At 26.4% G+C, this 17,061-nt stretch carries 17 protein-coding genes and 1 pseudogene; 11 read left to right on the top strand and 7 right to left on the bottom strand.

The features are described 5' to 3' along the window. Positions 1–265: 265 nt before the first annotated feature. The 6 genes from BHE82_RS03175 to hrcA all read right to left on the bottom strand — a co-directional run bounded on the left by BHE82_RS03175 (position 266) and on the right by hrcA (position 6,555). Positions 266–439 (bottom strand): hypothetical protein, encoded by a 174-nt coding sequence (locus BHE82_RS03175; RefSeq protein WP_180365474.1) that lies wholly within the window; start codon positions 437–439, stop codon positions 266–268. 135 nt (positions 440–574) lie between these two features. Continuing rightward, positions 575–1,108, bottom strand: a complete 534-nt coding sequence (locus tag BHE82_RS00325) for a hypothetical protein (protein ID WP_071345334.1) — start codon at positions 1,106–1,108, stop codon at positions 575–577. A gap of 407 nt (positions 1,109–1,515) precedes the next feature. After that, on the bottom strand, positions 1,516–2,583 hold the full coding sequence (gene dnaJ / locus BHE82_RS00320) for a molecular chaperone DnaJ (RefSeq protein WP_071345333.1): 1,068 nt from the start codon (positions 2,581–2,583) through the stop codon (positions 1,516–1,518). 163 nt (positions 2,584–2,746) lie between these two features. After that, entirely contained in the window at positions 2,747–4,591 is a 1,845-nt protein-coding gene (gene dnaK / locus BHE82_RS00315; protein WP_071345332.1) for a molecular chaperone DnaK, read from the bottom strand. Beyond that, positions 4,575–5,318, bottom strand: a complete 744-nt coding sequence (locus BHE82_RS00310) for a nucleotide exchange factor GrpE (RefSeq protein WP_071345331.1) — start codon at positions 5,316–5,318, stop codon at positions 4,575–4,577. Before BHE82_RS00310 ends, dnaK begins: the two co-directional genes overlap by 17 nt. Before the next feature lie 202 nt (positions 5,319–5,520). Continuing rightward, positions 5,521–6,555, bottom strand: a complete 1,035-nt coding sequence (hrcA, locus tag BHE82_RS00305) for a heat-inducible transcriptional repressor HrcA (protein ID WP_084024622.1) — start codon at positions 6,553–6,555, stop codon at positions 5,521–5,523. A 421-nt stretch (positions 6,556–6,976) separates the two neighbouring features. Here hrcA and BHE82_RS03170 point away from each other — a divergent pair, with 421 nt between their 5' ends. From BHE82_RS03170 to BHE82_RS00260, 11 genes are all read left to right on the top strand, one after another. Then, positions 6,977–7,144 carry a hypothetical protein gene (locus BHE82_RS03170; RefSeq protein WP_180365473.1) on the top strand — a complete coding sequence of 56 codons (168 nt, stop codon included), beginning with the start codon at positions 6,977–6,979 and terminating at the stop codon, positions 7,142–7,144. 43 nt (positions 7,145–7,187) lie between these two features. After that, positions 7,188–7,388 (top strand): hypothetical protein, encoded by a 201-nt coding sequence (locus BHE82_RS00300; RefSeq protein ID WP_071345329.1) that lies wholly within the window; start codon positions 7,188–7,190, stop codon positions 7,386–7,388. A 277-nt stretch (positions 7,389–7,665) separates the two neighbouring features. Next, positions 7,666–8,187 carry a hypothetical protein gene (locus BHE82_RS00295; protein ID WP_071345328.1) on the top strand — a complete coding sequence of 174 codons (522 nt, stop codon included), beginning with the start codon at positions 7,666–7,668 and terminating at the stop codon, positions 8,185–8,187. 134 nt (positions 8,188–8,321) lie between these two features. Then, the gene (locus tag BHE82_RS00290) at positions 8,322–8,975 is read left to right on the top strand and encodes a hypothetical protein (protein ID WP_071345327.1); all 654 of its coding nucleotides are present in this window, start codon (positions 8,322–8,324) and stop codon (positions 8,973–8,975) included. 269 nt (positions 8,976–9,244) lie between these two features. Beyond that, the gene (locus BHE82_RS00285; RefSeq protein ID WP_071345326.1) at positions 9,245–9,457 is read left to right on the top strand and encodes a hypothetical protein; all 213 of its coding nucleotides are present in this window, start codon (positions 9,245–9,247) and stop codon (positions 9,455–9,457) included. A 640-nt stretch (positions 9,458–10,097) separates the two neighbouring features. After that, positions 10,098–10,298: a hypothetical protein gene (locus BHE82_RS00280; RefSeq protein WP_071345325.1), complete on the top strand. Its 201-nt coding sequence runs from the start codon at positions 10,098–10,100 to the stop codon at positions 10,296–10,298. Between the two features lie 872 nt (positions 10,299–11,170). Continuing rightward, the gene (locus BHE82_RS00275) at positions 11,171–11,659 is read left to right on the top strand and encodes a hypothetical protein (protein ID WP_180365472.1); all 489 of its coding nucleotides are present in this window, start codon (positions 11,171–11,173) and stop codon (positions 11,657–11,659) included. 70 nt (positions 11,660–11,729) lie between these two features. Beyond that, positions 11,730–12,323 carry a hypothetical protein gene (locus BHE82_RS00270; protein ID WP_071345323.1) on the top strand — a complete coding sequence of 198 codons (594 nt, stop codon included), beginning with the start codon at positions 11,730–11,732 and terminating at the stop codon, positions 12,321–12,323. 35 nt (positions 12,324–12,358) lie between these two features. After that, the gene (locus tag BHE82_RS03165; protein ID WP_257608361.1) at positions 12,359–13,393 is read left to right on the top strand and encodes an AAA family ATPase; all 1,035 of its coding nucleotides are present in this window, start codon (positions 12,359–12,361) and stop codon (positions 13,391–13,393) included. Between the two features lie 16 nt (positions 13,394–13,409). Next, positions 13,410–13,721 (top strand): hypothetical protein, encoded by a 312-nt coding sequence (locus tag BHE82_RS03345; protein ID WP_257608360.1) that lies wholly within the window; start codon positions 13,410–13,412, stop codon positions 13,719–13,721. 581 nt (positions 13,722–14,302) lie between these two features. Further along, positions 14,303–15,961, top strand: a complete 1,659-nt coding sequence (locus BHE82_RS00260) for a DEAD/DEAH box helicase (protein ID WP_071345322.1) — start codon at positions 14,303–14,305, stop codon at positions 15,959–15,961. Between the two features lie 131 nt (positions 15,962–16,092). Here the strand turns inward: BHE82_RS00260 and recA are convergent. Continuing rightward, positions 16,093–17,048 (bottom strand): annotated as a pseudogene (recA, locus tag BHE82_RS00255) (recombinase RecA). Positions 17,049–17,061: the final 13 nt, after the last annotated feature.

Here is a 17,061-nt window from a genome sequence, read left to right as displayed (position 1 = left end):
TGCTTTTTGATTGAGTTTTTTAGGGTTTGGGGATTTTGTTATCATAAAATATTTAAGGATAAATTAAAAAAACCAAAACAAACAATAAAAAGAATTTTATTATAACCCCAATTAACAAATTTTATTTCAAATTCCAAAATTGACTAATTACAATATTATAAATAATAAATACTTCATAAAAACAAAAAAAACAGAAATTAAAAATTAATTCCTGTTCTAAATTTATAAATAATATTAATTATTAATCCTCTTTTTTACAAAAGTTTCATAAAGCTTTAATAAGAGGCCAAAAAACTAACAGACATAAAGCAAAAGCCATAGATGCTTCATATTTTTTATCTACTTGTTTTTCAATAATATAATTAAAGACAACTAAAGCTCCTGCAATATAAACAGACGCCCATGAAATAAATAGACTTACAAATAGGAGCCCTAACATAAAATAAGGGTCAAATAAAAGGATGAAAGTTGACTTAATTGCGAAACTGATGCCAACCAAAGGAAATCAACCCCATAAAATAAAACAACATAAAACATAGTAATTACAAAGAAATTAAAAACTACAAAAGCAAATTTATGAATTAATTTTTGGTCGTTTTGTTTTTTTAAACTTTTTATAATAAAGTAAAATAGTAATTGCAAAATTACTCATCAAAATAAAAATAAACGAAAGTAACATAGTTAGGCATAAATGTTTATGTATTAGTAATTTATCAGTCAAATCAAATGTATGTGATATATTCAAACGAACATATAAATAACCCATAAACATCCCTAAAAATATACCCAAAGCAATAAGACAAACAGGAGCTGTTAATCGTGCTATACTTAAAGAAAAACAAGTAAATACAAAAGCAATAATACTTATAATAGCAGGCAGATACAAATATTTAAAAATAATTGTTTTTTTTATTTCACCTAAATTTGGGCAAAAAACTAATTCATGCCATACAACTGCATAAGAAAGTGCCAAAAATAAAAGCATTAAACTAATCCATAATAAAGTTTTTTGAATAACTCTTTTATGGTTTACTCTACGATAAACCACAACCGAACTTAATTTTTTATTATCTTTAATTTTTTCTTTAAGATTATCTAATAAAAACATGTTATTTCACCTCTTTATTAAATTGAATTATCAAATTAAATTTGTTAAAGTTCTAAAGCCTCTAACTTAAATATAATAAAAGACTTTATGCCTTTATTATAACTCAAATATTTAATGAGTAGTTAATTTAATATGATAAATATTAATAAAATAGCAAATAACAAAACTATTTATCTATTATTAGTTATAATATAACATAAAAACTATATTACAATTCAACATTTATATTAAAAAATATTAATTTATTATTCATCATAATACAATTAAAATTAACTATGTAAAACTCTAAAAACTTAAACATTAAATTGCTACATAACAAAAAAAACCAACTTTTAAGTTGGTCTCTTTATTATTTTATTATTTACTATTAATATTTTATTATTTGTATTAATATTTATTTACTTATATTAACTACGATATTGCAAATCTAATAATTTTTGATATAATCTTTTTTCTTCTAAACTTAATTGGTTAGGAGTTTTAATATGAACAACAACATACTGATCACCTTTACGATAAGAAGAATTAAGATGTGCAACTCCTTTATTTTTCATTCTTAATTTATTGCCTGATTGAATCCCTGCAGGAATTTTTAAAGCTACTTCACCATAAATAGTAGGAATCAAAATATTAGTTCCTAAAACAGCTTCTGGAAAAGTAATAAAGATTTCTAAAATAATATCATATTCACGTCTTACAAAAGATTCATGAGGACGCACTTTAAAAGTAATATATAGATCTCCTGCTTTTTGATTATTACTTAAAGGAATAAAATTTCCTTTCCCAGGAACTTGCAAAGACATTCCTTCTTGAATCCCTGCAGGAATACTAAAGGTAGCTGATTGCTTAACTTTTTGACGTTTTTGTCCGTGACAAGCATAACATTTATTTTTAATTTCTTGTCCTTTACCACTACAATTAGGACAAACTTGACGAGAACGAATATTACCTAAAAAAGTTCTTTGCTCAGTAATAATTTGTCCAGTTCCGCCACAACGTTTACAAGTAATAACATCTTGATTGGAAACTGCTCCTTTACCATGACAAACTCTACAATCAGCTTCTACAGTAATTTCAATAGTTTTGTTAGCTCCTAAAACAGCATCCATAAAACTTATAGTCATTTCTACTTTTTTATCATAAGAAGGTTTTTTAGTTTGTTGATTACCAAAAATATCTCCAAAGGAACTAAAAAAAGAATCTCCAAAAGAATCAAAACCATCAAAACTACCGCCACCAAAACCAGAAAAACTGTTATCAGAAGCATCACCAAAACGATCATAATTACTTTTTTTAGAAGCATCTCCTAAAACACTATAAGCTTCTTGAACTTCTTTAAATTTGCTCTCGGCGTTAGCTTCTTTGGAAATATCAGGATGATATTTTTTAGCAAGACTACGATAAGCTTTTTTGATGTCCTCAGGACTTGCGTCTTTATTTAGACCCAAAATATGATAATAATCTTTTTTTGTCATTTTAGCTAACTTCTCCTAATAATAAAACTAAGGGGGCTTTTCTTTGATTTCATTATTCTTTATAGTTTGTTTTTTTGTGGTTGTTTTTGTATTTGTATATTTTTTTGTATATTTTTTGTTTGTTTTTATGGTTGTTTTTGTTTAGTTTTGTTTTTATTATTGATTATTTTTGTTCTTCAAAATCAGCGTCTACTACTTCGTCTTGAGGTTTTTCATTTTTAGCAGTAGTGTTTTTTTGCGTACCTTTTTCTTGTGCTTTTTTTTCTTGAGCTTTTTGGTAAGCTTTCATTGCAATTTCTTGAGATTCTTTAGTAAGGTTTGCAGTTTTTTCTTTAATTAAAGCAGTATCGTCTCCTTTTAGAGCTTCTTCTAATTCTTTAATTTGAGTCTCAACTTTGTCTTTTTCTTCTGGTTTAACGTCAGCTTTTAGATCTTCTAAAGATTTTTTAGTGTGGAAAATCATATTTTCTGCTTCATTACGCGCATCAATACTTTCTTTTTTAACACGATCTACCTCAGCATTTTCTTCAGCTTCTCTAATCATTCTTTGAATTTCTTCTTCTTTAAGGGCACCGCTTCCTGAAATAGTAATTTTTTGTTCTTTGTTAGTACCTAAATCTTTGGCTTTAACTGATACAATTCCGTTTGCATCAAGGTCAAAAGTAACTTCAATTTGAGGAATTCCGCGCGGTGCTGGTGGAATATCTGTTAATTGGAATCTTCCCAAAGTTTTATTATCAGCTGCTAAAGGGCGTTCTCCTTGTAAAACATGAATATCTACTGCTGGTTGATTGTCTGCGGCAGTTGAAAAGACTTGTTTTTTGGAAGTTGGAATGGTAGTGTTTCTTTCAATTAATTTAGTAAAGACATTACCCAAAGTCTCAATTCCTAAAGAAAGCGGAGTTACATCTAACAGTAAAATATCTTTAACGTCTCCTGATAGAATTCCTCCTTGAATAGCAGCTCCAATAGCAACTACTTCATCAGGATTAATACTCTTATTAGGAGTTTTTTTCAATTCATTTTTAACTAAATCTTGTACTGCAGGAATACGAGTAGAACCACCCACTAAAAGCACTTGATCAATTTTTTCAATATCTAATTTGGCATCACTTAAAGCACGTTTTACAGGAGCCAAACAACGATCAATTAAATCTTTAGTAAGTTCATTGAATTTAGCACGAGTCATATTGTATTCTAAATGAAGTGGACCTGCTTCACTCATTGTTAAGAAAGGCAAAGAAATTTGTGAAGAAGTAACACCACTTAATTCTTTTTTAGCTTTTTCAGCAGTATCTTTTAATCTTTGCATTGCCATTTTATCTTTGGAAAGATCAACACTATTTTCTTTTTTGAATTCTTGCACTAAGAAATCTACTATACGTAAGTCAAAATCATCGCCTCCCAAAGCATTGTCTCCAGAAGTAGAAAGCACTTCAAAAGTACCATCAACCAAAGTTAGAATAGAAACATCAAAAGTTCCTCCTCCTAAGTCAAACACTAAAATGGTCTGTTCTTTATCACCTTTGTCAACGCCATAAGAAAGAGCAGCTGCAGTTGGTTCATTAATAATACGTTTAACATTTAAGCCTGCAATTTTACCTGCATCTTTGGTAGCTTGTCTTTGAGCGTCATTAAAATAAGCAGGAACAGTAATTACTGCCTCACTTACTTGAGCTCCTAAATAATCTTCAGCAGTTTTTTTCAAATTTGCCAAAATCATTGCACTAATTTCTTGCGGAGTGTATTTTTTACCGCCCACATTAACAGTATAATTAGCTTCTCCCATGTGTCTTTTGATAGAACTAATAGTATTAGGATTAGTAATTACTTGACGTTTGGCAATTTCTCCTACCATAATTTCATCACCTTTAAAAGAAACTACAGACGGAGTTGTTCTTCCACCTTCAGCATTAGGAATAACTTTTGCCTCGCCACCTTCCATTACAGCAACACAAGAGTTAGTTGTTCCTAAATCAATACCTATAATTTTATTCGTTTTTGTCATTTTTATCACTCCATTCATTTACTTTAACCAATGTTGGTCTTAAAATTCTTTTTTTATATAAATAACCTTTTTGTAAAACTGCTAAATTAGTTTTATCAGGTTTTTTAGGGTCGCACACTGTTTCTAAAGCGTGGTGCAAAGCAGGATCAAAAGGCTTATTAAGAGCCTCAATTTCTTCTACTCCTTCATCTTGCAACACTTTTTTTATTTGTTGTTGTAACAACTTAAATCCTAATAAATATTTTTGCAACAATTCATTTTGTGTAGGCATATCAATGACTTTTTCTAATTGTTCCAAGGGCATTAATAAATTGGTAATAAAATTACTTGATGCATATTTTAATTCATTTGCTTTTTGAGTTTGGGCTCTTTTCTTAAAGTTAATCAATTCTGCTTGATTTTTTAACAACTCTTCATCAAAGGCTTTTTTTTGTTGGGTAAGTTGTTGTTGTAATTCTTTAATTTGAGTTTGTAATTTAGTAATTTGCAGATGACTGTTTTCTTTTGATTGATTTTTTTGTTGTTTGGTGTTTGTTTGTTTAGTTTGTTTTGATTGATTTGATTGATTTGATTGATTTTTAACAGTTTCATCTTCCTTTTGGTTGTCTTTATTTGTTGTTTTAGTTTCTTCTTTTTGACAATTTTTGCATTCTTTACAATCTTTATGCAATTCTTTTGCTTGTGTTTCTAAATTATCTAAGTTATCTTGGTCTTTTTCTAAAAACATCTTAAAACCTCTTTTCTTGATATAATTATTTTTTTATTACGTTACTTACAAGTATTTTGGCAGCCTGTTTAGTTATTTTTTTAATAAATTATAAATTATTTCATTATTACTTATTAATTATTATTTGTTATTTGTTGTAATTGTAATTATTACTTATATTTTATCTTACAATTATTTATTGTATTATTTATTCTTTTATTTGTTATTCTTGATCATTTAATTTAGATAAATGAACTGCCAAATATTCCAAAATAGGAATAACTTTAGGATATTTCATCCACGAAGGTCCTACAACTGCAATTCTTCCTTTCTCATTAGGATTTACATCAAAAGGAATAGAAAGAATCATACAATCTTTTAAAGGGGTAAGTTGCAAGCCATCAGAAAATTTAAAAGACAAACTATCTTGATTTAACATAATTTTTAATAATTCTTTACGCTCTAAAAGACCCATAAATTTTTTAATAATTTCAGGATTACTTAATTCAGGTTTTTCAAGCATTTTAGAAACCCCCGAAAAATAAAGATTCTCTGAGGCAAAACTACTAAAAGCTTCCATAAACAAAGCAATTAATTGTTCTTGAAAACAAATATATTTAGCAATAGTTTGTTTAAAAAAATCACTTTGAATAATATTGGCTGCTTCTGATAAAAACTTATCTGTCAACAAATCATTTACTATTTGCACTACATCTTTAAGGTCATAAATGCTAATTTCTTTTGTTTGATCCAAAGAAATATTTTGATGTTGTACATTTCCTTTATCAGTAATAATCAAAATAACAGCTTGAGTACTATTTAAAGGAATAAAATCAATTTTAGTAATTTTACTATTATTAAAAATATCAGAGCCAATTGCCATAGCAGTATAATTAGTTAAATTATTTAACAAATTAAGAGCTTCTTTAATTACTTGTCCTTTACAAAAACGCTTTTTTTGAATCACTTTGTCAATGCTTTCAAACATACAAGCAACATCATGATCACGTGTTAATAAATGGTTTAGATAGTAAGTATAGCCCTTAAAAGAAGGCACTCTACCACTAGAAGTATGATTTTTTTGTAAAAACCCTTCTTTTTCTAATTGCACCATATCATAACGAATAGTAGCACTTGCAAATTTAAGATAAGGCAAATGGGTAAGCAGTTTAGAACCTACGGGTTGTCCTTTTTGTGAATAGTTTTCCACTACAGCCTTTAAGATTAATTTTTTTCTATCTGAAAGCATATTCATCACCTCTTGGCACTCACATTAACGATTGCCAATAATATTGTATTACTTTTTTTGTTGAATGTCAACCCTATATTTTCATTTTGTTATATTTTTATTAATTTTATATTAATAATTATGTATTTTGTATTAATTTTAATGTGATTATAAATAATTAATAATAATATAAAAAAGAAAAAAAGCATCCTTAAATGGGGGTAAGTTTTAGTTTTATTTAATCAAAAAAACTAAACCTGATGACACACCAACATCCCCCAAACCCACACAATCTTACAAACCTGATTACAGTAATAACGAAGGAATTTATACAGGAAGTCAAATCAACCAAAATCCTTACTTACCTTCTCAAACATTTAAACCCACATCACAACCACAAACAACAAACGAAAAGAAATACGAATACGAAGGGGAACTTTATGATTTAGAAATGGTCCTTAACTTTAAAACCACTATTGAAGCAAGTATTAAAACCACCCAAGATTCAATTAAAAATTATCAAACTGAAAAAGAAAAAAACACCCAAATAAAACCACAACAACAAAGAGATGAAAAAACAACACATTTAAAAGAACATAAAACCAAACTAACAAACTAACAAACACAAAAAAAACAAACCAAACCTAACCCCCGAACAAAAAATGGCAATTGAATTACAACTTGCCGAATCCAAAATTGAAATTGAAAGTTTAGAGCGAGAAATTGGTATATTAGATGAGCAAATTAAATCAGTTGAAATGTTTGAAACACAATTTAATAGAACAATAGATCGTCTCCAAAATCCCTTTCCGACTACCAAAACAAACTATCCAAAAAAAATAAACGAACTACTCAAAAACTAAAACATACCCAAAATATTTTACCCTCCCAACATATTTTAGGCATAAAACCCACCCCCCCAACCAACCAATATACCTAAAATATAAAAGAAAGGAGGTATAACAATGAATTTAAACACAATTCCCCATACCAAACTAACAAAAAATTACTTAAAAAATATTAAGATTATCTTAAATGATAGTCTTTTTTGTTTATATAATGACTTTTTACATAATAATAGTTATAATATAAATGTGGGGAAACACTTGTCCCTTCAATATATAAAAGAAAATAAATAATTTGAAAATAAATAATTTGAAAATAAATATTAAAGTTTTATTATTCTTAGTAATTATAAGTATATTGTTATTAGGTTTAATTCTATATCCACATATACAACAAGAAATAACATTAGAAATAAACCAAGAAGAACCAAAAAAACTCAATTTACAACTATCCAAAGAAAAAGAACTAAAATATCATCTTCAAATAAATTCTAATATTTTAATAAAGACAACAAGAAACAATTATGACTTAATAAAAAATGAAATACTCCATGATTTATTAACTAAAACTTGGAAAGATTGTAAAAGCAAATATAGTAATCATCCTACAACTCCACTTTTTGAAAAACAAGGATTAGGCTCTATTTATAATAGTTATTTAAATATCCAAAAAAAACAAAAACACACAATAGATAAAATCCATTATACTCAACAATTTCAAGAAAAAATGTTAGAAATACACACCAAAGAACTAAATTTTATACTCAATTTACAATTATCAGACATTTATTTAATTACTGACAAACCCATATTTTAAAACATTAACTCATCTTTTTACAACCCGAAAAACTTTATAATATAAAAAAACTTTTAAAATAATAAAAAATGATAAAATAAAATTAAGAACCAAAATTAACACAATAGCACTTTTTAAAATAGAAAGCAAACTAAATGACCCGCAACAAAAAATATATACTTATTACAACTATCTTTTTAATTTTAATTGGAATTACAACTTTTTATTTCTTTGTAACACCTCAATTATTCACTTCTGATGCGATGTTATTAAAAACCTCATCACAAAATAACAATAAAACTGAAATAAATAATAAAATAGAAGTCTCACAAGAAAATTTTAACAAAAGATTAAAATATATTACCAATAATGAACTTAAAGAACTACCAAAAATTCTACCTATAAAAGAAAAAGAAAAAGAACTACGCAAACAATACCAACAACAACAAATGTCTTTCATGTCTAAAGACGAAAAAGAATCATACGAAAATATTTTAAAAATAAATAGCAGAATTGATGACATATCATTGAGCATAAAAAAAATAAATAAAGATGTAAAAGTTTTAGAAAGACAATACGAAGCAGCAAACGAACAAGAAAAACAAGAAATAGAAGATAAAATTAATCGTATTGGTGATACATTACAACAATTAATTCAACAAAAAAAACAGTTAGAAAAAGATCAAACTTTAGCAATTACAAGGCATAACAATTTATTTCAAAATTTACAAACTAAAAATAAATTTAGTCAAATAGACATCCAACCTTACCAAAATGCTTTAAAAGAAATATACAATATTAAAAATTAATCCAAATCAATAAGACTCTCAATAAATGAGAGTCTTTTTTTTATTATATAATTGAAATCACCTCCTTTAATATGGCAAAAAGTATCTTTTTTTTCACTTTTTTAACTGTTTTTGAGCGATTTTTACGCAAAAAAAAGAGTAAAATAAAGGTAAGGAGGTAAATTTATAATGAAAGGTAACTAAAAAATGAAAAACCTAAATAAAAAAATATTACTATTACAATATCCATAATTACTGTTTTATCTATTTTAATAATTATTTGGACATATTTGGACGCAAAACACAAAATAAAAATCAAAGAAGAAAATCAAAAATTAGAAAATAAAAATGAACTTGCATTTAATTCTTTTTTTGAAAAACCTCCAAATATAAAAGAACAAATTATAAATTCCGAAATGCCGAAACAAAATCCATCCCAATTAAAAAAATATAATATTAATAAAATAACTGTTGCCCTTTATTTAATTTATCCAGATTTATAAAACAATATCATAAGAGAGTATTGTTTTTTTGAAGGAATGAATCCCACTCAAAAAGATATTAATGGAAAAATAAATTTCTTTGAAAAAAGATTTTGAAACATTAAGTAAAATTTTGCCATCATATTATATCATTTGGACTGAAGGTAAAAATAATTTATATAATTTAGAATAAAAAAATGCAAAACCTAAAGAAAAATATGGTTGTCAAATTTCTAAAGCTGACTATTCATTAATACAAACTAGCAAACCAGATGCCACTGATGAATTATTAAATACAAATTGTAACAATAATGATAATTACTATAATGAAAAATATTCTTTTATAAACACAATCAATAATATTGATATAAAAAAAATATTGAAAAATAGCAATATATCTTCTAAAACACCTTATATACGTTTTATAACCAAAAATTTAGAAATTAATTTTGATTGGTTAAGATTAATTTGTGAAACATTTAAAGATGAACTTCAATTTACTTCCCAAACTCAATAAAAAACATTACAATCCCAAGAAAATGCAATCAAAGCTCAAGAAAAAATAAAACAAAAGCAAGAAGGGCACCAATGGTACACCGAAAGAACAAAAGAATTTATAACAAGAGCCAAAGATAGACTTACTAGGGCACAAAATAATAATATGCCCATTTTTGATATAGATTTAAAATGCTACGAAGAAAAAGTTCCTTATTTAAATTTTAAATACAACCAAAATGATTTTATTAATTTTATGAAAAAATTAAATATCCCTAAAGAGGATAAAAAATATGATATGCGAACTTTTATTATCTATAATTTAACAAATAATATTGTAGACCCTGAAAATAAATATGTCATATAAGAATAAATTTCAATATATTTTAAAAAAATAAATTTATGAATCAAAAAAAATATGAAAGGTTATTTTATACTATATGAATTTTTCTAAATAACAAATTAAAATTATATTATTTATTTTAATATTATCTTTATTAACTGGTTTTGCTTTTTATTTTACATACAAACATTTAAATAAAGACTTAAATAAAAATGAAACCCAAAACCAAAAAACACCCCAAATAACAAAATATAAAGAACTTAGCAACCCACATCAAAAAATAAAAAATATTATTTCTAAAATTAATATTTTTATTTCTGAAAACGATCCCCAAATAAAAGAAGCAAAAACACAAAACACAAATCCAAGAATACAATCTGAAGACTCAAATTACCCAAATCAAGTAGAAATTAATTTAATTAATAAACTTAAAGATTTATTTGAAAGTTTATCACTTTCTTTAACGGATGCATAAAATCCTTTTGAAATAACAGAAACCCTAAAATCAAATACTCAATTTTTTAATCCTGGATTTTATAAAAAATAAACAAATTACAGAAGACTTAAAAGTTGAAATACCTTCCACTTGGGAAACAATTTATACCAATAACATTGATTGTGCAAACTTATTCCACAAAGAAGAACAAATAAAATTAATTAATGATTTATTTAATTAATTTGAAACATTTAGAATTAACAATACACCACCCCAAAAAATAATAGAAAAAGAACAAGATAATAATGATGAAGTTAAAAAAGGAGCACAAAACATTAAAGAATTATTTGACTCATTGTTAACAAATCAAAGTTTACATTATAATGTTTTCTTGTCAAACCTTTATAAAAGTATTAACGCAATTAAAGATTGTAATGAATTCAAAGATGTTTGCTCAAATTTGCCTATCAAAAGAGAAGCTCAATTCGCATTCAATAAAAACACAATAAAATTAAAATTCCAACTTTTATTAGATAAAATAAATAGTTTTTTGCAAAATAATAAAAAAGAAATTATATTAATTCCTGAGCCAATCAACCCAAATCAAACACAAAATGCAATAAGCAAAGAGCAATTTATAAATTTAATCAAAGGAAAATTAAATAATTTAGAATCAATTTTTAATCCTTATTATATAGTTCCTGAAGCTTTACCTTCAAATAATATTTTAGATATATTTGCAACTTTTAAAGAAACATATAATGGTTTTAATAATGGATTCCATATAGACAATTGTAATGAACAAGAATCTATAAACACTTTAGAAAATATGTTAATGAATTTTAAAAAAATAAAAAATTATCAAAACCCTTCTAATAAATTAGAAACTAATTTTTTTCAATCTTATTTCAAACTTTTAAATGATATAGACCAAATCAAAAAAACATAATCAAGGATAAATAATAATATGAACATTTTGAAAAAATTTAATACTAAAAAAAACATTACTTATAGTAATTATGTTTTGTAGCATTTGGTTTATATTTCTTTTATTATCAATTGCTCCTGTTTTTTTAAGTGATGTTGTTTTTAAAAGTTCAGGAACTAAGATAAGTCATAATACTATAGATGAATACATTGATGAAGAAATACAAAATTTAAAAAGCTATAAAATGGTGCAAGAAGCATTAACCAAATTTAAAGCCAAAAAACAAATTAATTTTTCTGAAAAAGAAAATTTATTGCAAATCATTGAAAATAGCGATATATCGCAAGAAGATAAAAAAAATCTTCAAACTGCTTTAGATTCAAATATAAGCTTTTCTGTAAATCCACAATCCAATGAATTATCAAAAGCAAATTTAATTATTTTAGAAAAAATAACAGATAAAAATACAAAAAAAATAAAAAACAATGAAATTAGTAAAATTAATTTTATCAAAAAAGAAAATGATTTTATTCATTCAGAACCTATTTATAAAATAGAAATTATAAAACAAAATGACACTTATTATTTAATTACAGATGACCGTTTTTTTAACAAAAAGAAAGATTTTTTAGAAGAAAACAAAATTAAAATCCCTTTTGAATACTACAAAAAACTAATTTATTAAGGGTTTTATTTGGTCCTATAGTATATCTACATTCTATGATTTTTATATTTTATATTATTCATGGACTACATAGAAATTCTGGAAAATTAAAATCTAAGTCTAAAATTTCTTCTTCACAAAAATCTTTATTTAGTTTTAAAGATGTTGCAGGAAATGAAGAAGAAAAAGAAGAAATGAAAGAATTGATTGATTTTTTAAAACAACCCCAAAAATATGCTGTTATGGGAGTTTGCATTCCTAAAGGAGTATTATTATCGGGTCCTCTTGGTACTGGCAAAGCCTTACTTGCAAAAGCTCTTGCAGGAGAAGCAGGAGTACCATTTTATGCAGTATCTGGTTCTGAATTTGTAGAAAGATATGTAGGAATTGGGACTTCTCGTGTAAGAGAATTATTTAAAGAAGCTAAATATAATGCTCCTTGTGTTTTATTTATTGATGAAATAGATGTTTTAGGAGGCAAAAGGGGTCATGATTCTAGAGGAGGGCAAGAAAAAGATCAAACTCTCAACCAATTATTAACTGAGATGGATGGGTTTACTAAATCACAAGGTATTATTGTGGTGGCTGCAACTAATAGAGCTGATATGCTAGATTCTACCTTACTTCGTCCAGGAAGATTTGAAAGACAATTTATTGTAAGTCTTCATGATGTAAAAGCAAGAAAAGCAATTTTACAAGTTCATGCCAGAAATAAAAAAATTGATGTTAACATTGATTTTATTTCTATTGTTAAACAAACTCCAGGCATGTCAGGAGCACAACTTGGAGCTGTTCTAAATGAGGCTTCAATTTTGGCTGTAAGAAATAAAAAAAATGTAATTACTTTAGAAGAATTAGAAGAAGCAATTGACCGTGTTTTGATGGGTCCTGCCAAAAAATCAATCAAATACAACGAAGAAGAACGAAAAATGGTAGCTTATCATGAAGCAGGACATGCCGTTATTGGATTAAAACTTAAATACGCACAAAAGGTACAAAAAATAACTATTATTCCTCGAGGCTCTTCTGGTGGCTATAATTTAATAATGCCAGAAAAAGAAACTTTTTTACTTCTGATAAAAAAATGCTAGCTCAAATTAATCTTATTTGGGCGGACGTGTAGCTGAAGAAATAATTTTTAATGAAGTTTTTAATGGGGCTTATGATGATTTTAGACAAGTAACAAAAATAGCTCGTTTAATGGTTACTAAATATGGTATTAGTAGTTTAGGAGTGAGCCAGGATTCTGAGTTTTCCGATAAAACAACAATAGATTTAGAAATCAAAAAAATTATTGCAAAATGTTATACTAAAGCAAAAGAAATTATTTCACAAAATAAAGACTTATTAGATCAAATTACTAATTTATTATTAGAACAAGAAACAATCACTAAAGAAGAAATATATAAACTTTTATAATCAAATATACTAAATAAGACTCTCAATAAATGAGAGTCTTATTTTTATTTATTACCTCCCATATTTCAACAAATACATAATAAAAGCAACAAAAAGACACTTTTAATTCCAACATAGTTGTTTTTTTATTAATTTACAAGTATAATAAAGTATAATATTAAAGATGCAGTAAAAAATTATTAAATGTTACAAATCAAAAAACTATTATAAATTAGTGTAACTTTTTACTTTTGAACAATTATTTAACTTTATTTCACAAATAAAATTATTACTCCAACCATAATTGTTATAAAAGCAAAATACCAAAATACTTTTTATTAAGGTCTTAACTAAAAATATTAAGTCTTACAACTTTTTTACTTAAAGTAAAAATGACAGCAAATACACAGTTGATAGTTTTTAAAATGATTCCTTTTTTCAAGATTATTAATTATTTAGCAACTCCAAACAATAACTTGAAATCATAAAGGGTTTAAAAATATCTTATAAAAAGGGTTTAGTGTTTTTGTGCACTTAGCAAACATTTTATATTTATATCTGTATAATTTAATTTTTAAATTAAAAAGAAAGATGAGGAATTTATGAATACTTTATTCGAACAATTGCCTATTTTAGAGCAAACTAAAAAAGCTTTAAAAGAACTCAATTTTATTGATGCTACTCCAATTCAGGCCTTAGTAATTCCAGAAATTATAAAAGGACATGACGTAATTGGACAAGCTCAAACAGGAACAGGAAAAACTTTTGCTTTTGGTATTCCCATTATCGAAAAAATTGAACCAAAAATCCAAAAAACTCAAAGTTTAATTTTATGCCCTACTAGAGAATTAACTCTCCAAGTATACGAAGAATTAAAAAAATTACTAAGATTTTATCAAGAAATAAGAATCGCTGTTGTTTATGGTGGTGAATCTTACACCAAACAATTTAGAGCCCTAGAAGCTAAACCTCATTTAATTATTGCTACTCCTGGACGTGCAATTGACCATCTAGAAAGAGGTAAAATCGACCTCTCAGCACTAAAAATTCTAACTCTTGACGAAGCAGATGAAATGTTAAAAATGGGATTCCAAGAAGCCTTAGAAACAATCTTAAAAAAGATTCCAGAAGAAAGACAAACTGTTTTATTCTCAGCAACTCTACCTCCATTTATTAAAAAAATAGCAAGCAAATATCAAAAAGACACTAAAATCCTACAAGTTCCTGTTAAAAACATTGCAGTTAATGCAATCGAACAAAATTACTTTTTAGTAAAAGAAGTTGACAAAGCTAAATTATTAGTACGTTTACTAGACTTAAAAAAAGATTATTCAGCTATCTTATTTGCAAACACTAAAAAAGATGTTGACGAAATTACAACCTACCTTCAAGACAAAGGCTTTTTAGCTGATGCAGTTCACGGCGATTTAAAACAAAATCAAAGACAATATGTAATGAATAATTTCCGTAAAGGCAAAATTAAAATCTTAATTGCAACTGATGTAGCTGCAAGAGGACTTGACATTTCTGACATCAAAATGGTAATTAACTATGACTTACCACACGAAGACGAAGTTTATGTTCACCGTATCGGAAGAACTGGAAGAGCTGGCAAAAAAGGTTTAGCTTACAGTTTAATTAGCCCAAGAAAAGTAAGCCAACTTAAAAAATTAGAATACTACTTAAAAGAAAAAATTACTTTACTAGATATTCCTTCTGTTCAAAGCATAAAATTACAAAATGCCAAAGATTTAGAAAAAAAGCTATTAAACATCATTGAAAAAAACAACAAAGACGCTACTCCAAATCCATTAGCACAAAAGTTATTAGAAACTTTTTCTTCTGAACAAATTATCCAAGGATTATTGAAAAACTTTTTACCAAAAGAAAGAAATTACACTGACATCCTTCCTCCAAAAATGACTACTAACAATTCTTTTACCAGATCACGTTTTGGTGGCGAATCTAGATTTGTTTCTTATAGTTCTAACAACTCTTACGGCAATAACTCTTACCAAAGAGCAAATAGCAACTTTATAGAAGTAGTTATTAATTTAGGCAAAAAAGACAACATTAATCCTCCAATATTATTAAAATTATTAAAAGACCATTTCCAAATTTATGGCAAAAATATTGGCAATATCAAACACTTAACTCACGAAACTATTTTTGAAGTAGCAAGTCGTTTTTGGAATCAAATGAAAAGCAAAACTAATATTCGTTTCCAAAACAAAACTTTAATTCTTAACAAAAAAGATTAAAAACTAATAAATTAACAAAATAATAATTTAATAATAACAAAAAAGCTAGCTTCAACAAGCTAGCTTTTTCTTATATTTGCATAATTTAAAATAAAAATAAAAAATCAATTAATTTCAATTAATAATTTAGATTAATTGCTAATATTATATCTTTTTTTAATTTCAGCAACCAAATGATTATAAATTTTAGGATTATTAGTTAAATATTTTTTAACACTTTCTATTCCTTGACCAATTTTTTCATCTTTAAAACTATACCAAGACCCACTTTTTTGAATCAAATTAAGGTTAGTTGCTAAATCAATTACTTCTATCATTTTAGCAATACCTTTACCATAAATAATATCAATAGTAGCAGTTTTAAGAGGAGATGAAAGTTTGGATTTAACTACTTTTACTTTGGAACGAATCCCTACAACTTGGTCCCCTTGTTTAAGGGTTTCTGCTCTTCTAATGTCTAAACACAAAGAAGCAAAAAATTTTAAGGCTTTACCACCTGGAGTTACTTCAGGATTACCAAAAACCATCCCTGTTTTTTCTCTAAGTTGATTAATATAGATAAAAACTGTATTAGTTTTATTAATGATTCCTGACTGTTTACGCATGGCTTGCCCCATCATTCGTGCTTGCAAACCCATAGCCATATTGCCCATATCGCCTACTAATTCTGCCTCAGGAACTAATGCTGCTACAGAATCAACTACCAAAAGACTAATTTTGCCACTTGCAATTAATCTACAAGCAATATCTAAAGCTTTTTCACCTGAATCAGGTTGTGAGATTAAAAGTTTATCAAGATTTACTCCAATAGCCTTTGCATAACCTGGGTCTAAGGCGTGTTCTGCATCAATAAAAGCAACATTACCTCCCTTTTTTGAGCCTCTGAAATGGCATGCAAAGTTAAAGTAGTTTTGCCTGAACTTTCAGAACCATAAATTTCAATAATTCTTCCTTTAGCATAACCAACAATTTCTAAGGCAATATCCAACGACAAAGAACCAGTAGAAATAGATTCAATTCCTTTATGAGTTTTGGAGTTGAATTGCATAATGCTACCTTTACCAAACTTTTTTTCAATATCCTTAATAGTGTCTTATAAA

The organism is Rice orange leaf phytoplasma (assembly GCF_001866375.1).
Lineage (GTDB): Bacteria > Bacillota_I > Bacilli_A > Acholeplasmatales > Acholeplasmataceae > Phytoplasma > Phytoplasma asteris.
This window is presented reverse-complemented; position numbering and strand designations above follow the sequence as displayed.

Excerpts from the sequence above, each read along its gene's own strand:
- BHE82_RS03170 (WP_180365473.1), top strand. The coding sequence starts at position 6,977 with ATGGTCCTTAACTTTAAAACCACTATTGAAGCAAGTATTAAAACCACC.
- BHE82_RS00325 (WP_071345334.1), bottom strand. The coding sequence starts at position 1,108 with ATGTTTTTATTAGATAATCTTAAAGAAAAAATTAAAGATAATAAAAAA.
- BHE82_RS00270 (WP_071345323.1), top strand. The coding sequence starts at position 11,730 with ATGTTTTGTAGCATTTGGTTTATATTTCTTTTATTATCAATTGCTCCT.
- BHE82_RS00300 (WP_071345329.1), top strand. The coding sequence starts at position 7,188 with ATGGCAATTGAATTACAACTTGCCGAATCCAAAATTGAAATTGAAAGT.
- BHE82_RS00260 (WP_071345322.1), top strand. The coding sequence starts at position 14,303 with ATGAATACTTTATTCGAACAATTGCCTATTTTAGAGCAAACTAAAAAA.
- BHE82_RS00310 (WP_071345331.1), bottom strand. The coding sequence starts at position 5,318 with ATGTTTTTAGAAAAAGACCAAGATAACTTAGATAATTTAGAAACACAA.
- dnaK (WP_071345332.1), bottom strand. The coding sequence starts at position 4,591 with ATGACAAAAACGAATAAAATTATAGGTATTGATTTAGGAACAACTAAC.
- BHE82_RS00280 (WP_071345325.1), top strand. The coding sequence starts at position 10,098 with ATGCCCATTTTTGATATAGATTTAAAATGCTACGAAGAAAAAGTTCCT.
- BHE82_RS00290 (WP_071345327.1), top strand. The coding sequence starts at position 8,322 with ATGACCCGCAACAAAAAATATATACTTATTACAACTATCTTTTTAATT.
- dnaJ (WP_071345333.1), bottom strand. The coding sequence starts at position 2,583 with ATGACAAAAAAAGATTATTATCATATTTTGGGTCTAAATAAAGACGCA.
- BHE82_RS03175 (WP_180365474.1), bottom strand. The coding sequence starts at position 439 with ATGTTAGGGCTCCTATTTGTAAGTCTATTTATTTCATGGGCGTCTGTT.
- BHE82_RS03165 (WP_257608361.1), top strand. The coding sequence starts at position 12,359 with ATGATTTTTATATTTTATATTATTCATGGACTACATAGAAATTCTGGA.